Origin of the sequence: Acidisphaera rubrifaciens HS-AP3 (assembly GCF_000964365.1) — a bacterium.
In the GTDB taxonomy this organism is placed as follows: domain Bacteria; phylum Pseudomonadota; class Alphaproteobacteria; order Acetobacterales; family Acetobacteraceae; genus Acidisphaera; species Acidisphaera rubrifaciens.
This window is the reverse complement of record NZ_BANB01000663.1, coordinates 1-4716: the sequence shown is the minus strand read 5'-3', so window position 1 is coordinate 4716 and position 4716 is coordinate 1. Positions and strand designations below refer to the sequence as shown.

Annotated in this window: 3 protein-coding genes and 1 pseudogene; all 4 read left to right on the top strand. The window is 68.3% G+C overall.

What is annotated here, in order from left to right:
* Positions 1–641, top strand: a pseudogene (locus B8460_RS16045) (1-deoxy-D-xylulose-5-phosphate reductoisomerase); the annotation flags it as partial.
* Between the two features lie 114 nt (positions 642–755).
* The gene (gene rseP, locus B8460_RS16040) at positions 756–1853 is read left to right on the top strand and encodes an RIP metalloprotease RseP (protein WP_048862619.1); all 1098 of its coding nucleotides are present in this window, start codon (positions 756–758) and stop codon (positions 1851–1853) included.
* Positions 1854–1984: 131 nt separating this feature from the next.
* A complete protein-coding gene (gene bamA / locus B8460_RS16035) occupies positions 1985–4507 on the top strand; it encodes an outer membrane protein assembly factor BamA (RefSeq protein ID WP_052945268.1) in 2523 nt (840 codons plus the stop codon).
* A 3-nt stretch (positions 4508–4510) separates the two neighbouring features.
* Positions 4511–4716, top strand: a 206-nt coding sequence (locus tag B8460_RS23095) for a hypothetical protein (protein WP_048862617.1), incomplete at its 3' end; no start/stop codon positions are given.

Sequence of the window (4716 nt, the reverse complement as noted above, 5' to 3'; positions counted from 1 at the left end):
CGGGCGGCCCGTTCCGGGCCGCGAGCCTCGACGACATGGCGGCCGCGACGCCCGAGGCGGCGCTTCGACACCCGATCTGGTCGATGGGGGCGAAGATCTCCATCGACAGCGCCACCATGATGAACAAGGGGCTGGAGCTGATCGAGGCGGCGCGCCTGTTCGCGCTCGACGAGACGCGCATCGGGGTGCTGGTGCATCCGCAATCGGTCGTCCACGGCCTCGTCTACTACGCCGACGGGTCGGTGCTGGCGCAGCTCGGCACGCCGGACATGCGTATCCCGATCGGCCATACCCTCGCCTGGCCCGAGCGCATCCGCACCCCGGCGGCGCGGCTCGACCTCGCGCAGCGGGCGACGCTGGAGTTCTTCGAGCCCGATCCGGTGCGCTTTCCGGCCCTGCGGCTGGCGCGCGATGCCTTGCGCGCGGGCGCCGGCGCCCCCACGATCCTGAGTGCCGCCAACGAGATCGCGGTGGAGGCGTTCCTCCAGCGCCGGATCGGCTTCCTCGACATCGCCCGCGTGGTCGAACGCGCGCTGGAGGCGCTCGGGGCGCCGCCGGTCGCGACGATCGAGGACGTCATCGCGCTCGACGCGGCAGCGCGTCGCAGCGCCGAGGCCGCCACGGTCGCCCGCGCCGCGTGACGCATCCGCCGCGCCGCCCGTTGCCTGGCCGATCTTGATGCTTGGCCGATTTTGATGCCTGACAGCTGCTGACCCGGACGGTTGACCGTGCTCCATCTCCTGCATCCCGCCTTCCTGCCCGACGCCCTGCGCACCGCCGGCGCCTTCGCCGTGGTGCTCGGCGTGCTGGTGTTCATCCACGAGCTCGGCCACTACCTCGCCGCGCGGTGGATGGGCGTGCATGTGGAGGCGTTCTCGATCGGCTTCGGCCGCGCGCTCGCCGCCTGGACGGACCGCCGCGGCACGGTCTGGAAAGTCGCCTGGCTGCCGCTGGGCGGCTACGTGAAGCTGCATGGGCAGGAGCAGCCGGGCGACGTGCCGGACGAGGTGCGCGCGGCGTGGCAGCCCGGACGGACCTTCCACGACAAGCCGGTCTGGCGCCGGGCGGTGGTGGTCGCGGCCGGCCCCGTGGCCAATTTCCTGCTGGCGGCGGTGGTGTTCAGCGCGCTGACCCTTGCCATCGGCAATCCGGTGCCGACCACGCTGGTCGGGCAGGTGATGCCCGACACCCCCGCCGCGCACGCGGGCATCGCGAGCGGCGACCGCATCCTGTCGATCGACGGCAAGCCCACGCACAGCTTCGACGACATCGTGGCCATCGTCACGGCCCGGCCCGGCCAGACGCTGCCGGTCGTGGTCGAGCGCGGCGACGCGCGACTGACGCTCCAGGCGACGCCGGCGGCCAAGACGGTCGACGGCAAGACGATCGGGCAGATCGGCATCACCAACGCGCCGGAATACCGCCGCGTCGGCGTGGGCGCCGCGATCGGCGACGGGGTCCGGCAGACTTACGAGGTGACGCGCCAGACCCTGGCCGGCGTGTGGCAGATCATCACCGGCAGGCGCAGCGCCGATCAGCTCGGGGGCGTCATCCGCATCGCGCAGCTCTCGGGCCACGTGGCGCAGCTCGGCATCGCCAGCATGATGACGTTCATCGCCGTACTGTCGATCAATCTCGGGCTGATCAATCTGTTCCCGATCCCGATTCTCGACGGCGGCCACCTGGTGTTCTACCTGGCGGAAGCGGTCCGTGGGCGGCCGCTGCCGGCGCGCGCGCAGGAATACAGCTTCCGGGCCGGCCTCGCCGTCATCCTCTGCCTCGTGCTGTTCTCGGCTTGGAACGACTTGACAAGGCTCGGCTTCGTGCGCTGGGTCGCGGGCCTGATCGGCTGACACACAAACGCCGCCCGGCCCCCGCCTTCATGGTTGGCGCGGCCCGGTGAGCGCCGCTATGGTCCGGCACGCGGCGGCGCGTCTCGCTTGACGAGATGCGCCGTCGGGGTCGCAACGGGGGAAAAGGCCTCTTGAACGTCATACGTGCGATGCTCGTTGCGGCAGCGCTCGCGGTGCCGCTGAGCGGTTTCGTGAGCGTGCTGGCGCAGGACCGCCAATCCGCGGCACCCGCGACCCAGAGCGGGTCGGCTCCCAAATCCGCCGCGCACACCCGTTCCGCGTCCAGGGCGGTGGCGGCCGGCGGCCTGATCCAGCAGATACGCATCGAAGGCGCGCAGCGTGTCGAGCCGGGCACGATCGAATCCTATATGCTCGTCCAGCCGGGCGATCCGTTCGACCCCGATCGTATCGACCGCAGCCTGAAGACGCTGTATGCGACCGGCCTGTTCTCCGACGTGAGCCTGACGCGGCAGGGCAATACCCTGGTCGTGAAGGTGGTCGAGAACCCGGTCATCAACCGCATCGCCTTCGAGGGCAATCACAAGCTGTCCGATGACCAGCTGCGCGCGGACCTGCAGCTGCGACCGCATGGCGTCTTCACCGCCGCGGCGGCCGAGGCCGACCGGCAGCACATCCTCGATCTCTATGCCAAGAAGGGCCGCTACGACGCGCATGTCGATCCGAAGCTCATCCACCTCGCGAACAACGAGGTGGATGTGGTGTTCGAGATCAACGAAGGCGAGACCACCCTCACCAGCAAAATCGTGTTCGTCGGCAACCAGGCGTTCGACGAGAGCCGGCTGCGGGAGGTCATCGCCAGCCGGCAGCAGGCATGGTTCCGTCTGCTGTCGAGCAGCGACGAATACGACCCCGACCGCGTGAAATACGACAAGGAGCTGCTGCGCCGCTTCTACCTCAAGAACGGCTATGTCGATTTCGAGGTGAAGAACGCGACGGCCGAGCTGTCGCCCGACCGCAAGAGCTTCGTGCTCACCTTTACCCTCTCGGAAGGGGAGCGCTACCGCGTCGGCAAGGTCAGCGTCGACTCGCAGCTGCATAAGCTGAACGGCGACGATCTCCTGCCCGACGTGCAGCTGGAGACCGACGACTGGTATGACGGCGACGCCGTTGAACGCAGCGTCAACCTCATAACCCGCGACGTGCAGGCGCGCGGCTATCCGTTCGTGGAGGTCAAGCCGCGCATCTCGCGCAACAAGGCGAAGCACATCGTCGATCTCGTCTTCATCGTGGGCGATGGGCCGCGCGTGTATGTCGAGCGTATCGACATCCAGGGCAACACCCGCACCGAGGACAAGGTGATCCGCCGGCAATTCGCCTTTGCGGAGGGGGACGCCTTCAGCGCCGACACCGCCAAGACGACACGGCAGCGGCTCCAGGACCTCGGCTACTTCAGCAACGTCAACGTCACGCCGTCGCCCGGCTCCGCGCCCGACAAGGCGATCATCACCACGGCGGTCCAGGAGAAATCGACCGGTGAGTTGTCGCTCGGCGGCGGCTATTCGACCGATGCGGGCGCGCTGCTGGATGTGGGCATCAAGGAGAAGAACCTCCTCGGCACGGGCGTGCAGGCGAACGCAAACGCCGTGCTGGCGCAGTATCAGAACTCGATCGACCTGTCGCTGACCGATCCGTATTTCCTCGACCGTAACCTCGTCGCCGGTGTCGACCTGTTCTATGTGGACATCAACGACTTCTTCGTCGCGCAGTACAGCGAGCGCCGCGGCGGCGTTGCGTTCCGCCTGGGCTATGACTTCAACGAGCATATCCGGCAGTCGCTGAACTACACCTTCGTCGATCGCGACGTTTACAACGTGTATGAGGGCTATCCGTATCTCCAGGGGCCCGCCTTCATCGGTCCGGTCCTGGTGCCCGAGCATTACGCGCTTTTCGGCGGCACCAGCTACTATATCCGTGCGCAGGCGAACTGGACGACGCTGTCGCAGTTCGGCCAGACCTTCACCGTCGACTACCGAGACAGCCCGACCAACCCGCATGCCGGTTGGCTGGCGCGCCTCGGCGTGGACGCGGCGGGCGCCGGCGGATCGAGCGCCTTCATCCGCACCAAGGTTGACGGGCAGGCGTTCATCCCGCTGGACGCCTTCACCGGCAATTCCGACTGGGGCATCTCGCTGTCGGCCGGCGCCGGGCAGCTGTTCAACCTCGGCCAGAACGAACAGTTCATCGACCGCTTCTTCCTCGGCGGCGACAACCTGCGCGGCTTCCTGCCGGGTGGCGCCGGCCCGCATGATGCGTTCACCGGCGACGCGCTGGGCGGCCGCTTCATCTATACCCAGTCGACGGAGCTGCATTTCCCGCTGCCGGTCTCGCCCGATCTCGGCGTGTCCGGCCGTGCTTTCGTCGATGTCGGCGGCCTGGTGGGCGCCAACTTCGAGAACGGGCGATGCCCTGGGTCGGGCTATCCGCTGTCGTATTTCGGCATCCCGACCAACGCCGGCAGCGTCTGTCCGCCGATTTCCAGCAACTACAACTACGCGCCCCGCCTGGGCGCCGGCGTCGGGGTGTCGTGGCAAACGCCCTTCGGTCTGATAAACATCGACGTCGCGCCGTTCGTGATCAAGCAACCGCAAGATCAGACCGAGCTTATCCGCTTCGGCTTTGGCACGAGGTTCTAGCTAGTGCAGCATTCCAATCGCCTTGTCGCGGCGGCCGTGGCCGCCGCCCTTCTCGTCGCGTTCGCCCCGGCGTCGGGCCACGCGGATGACTGGTTCATGCCCGGCGGGCAGGGAGGCGCGGCCCATACCGGCCGCAGCCGTGGTCCCGCGGTCCGGCCGAGCAACCTGCCGCCGCCGATGCCGGCCGTGCCGCCGGCGATCGGCCCGGC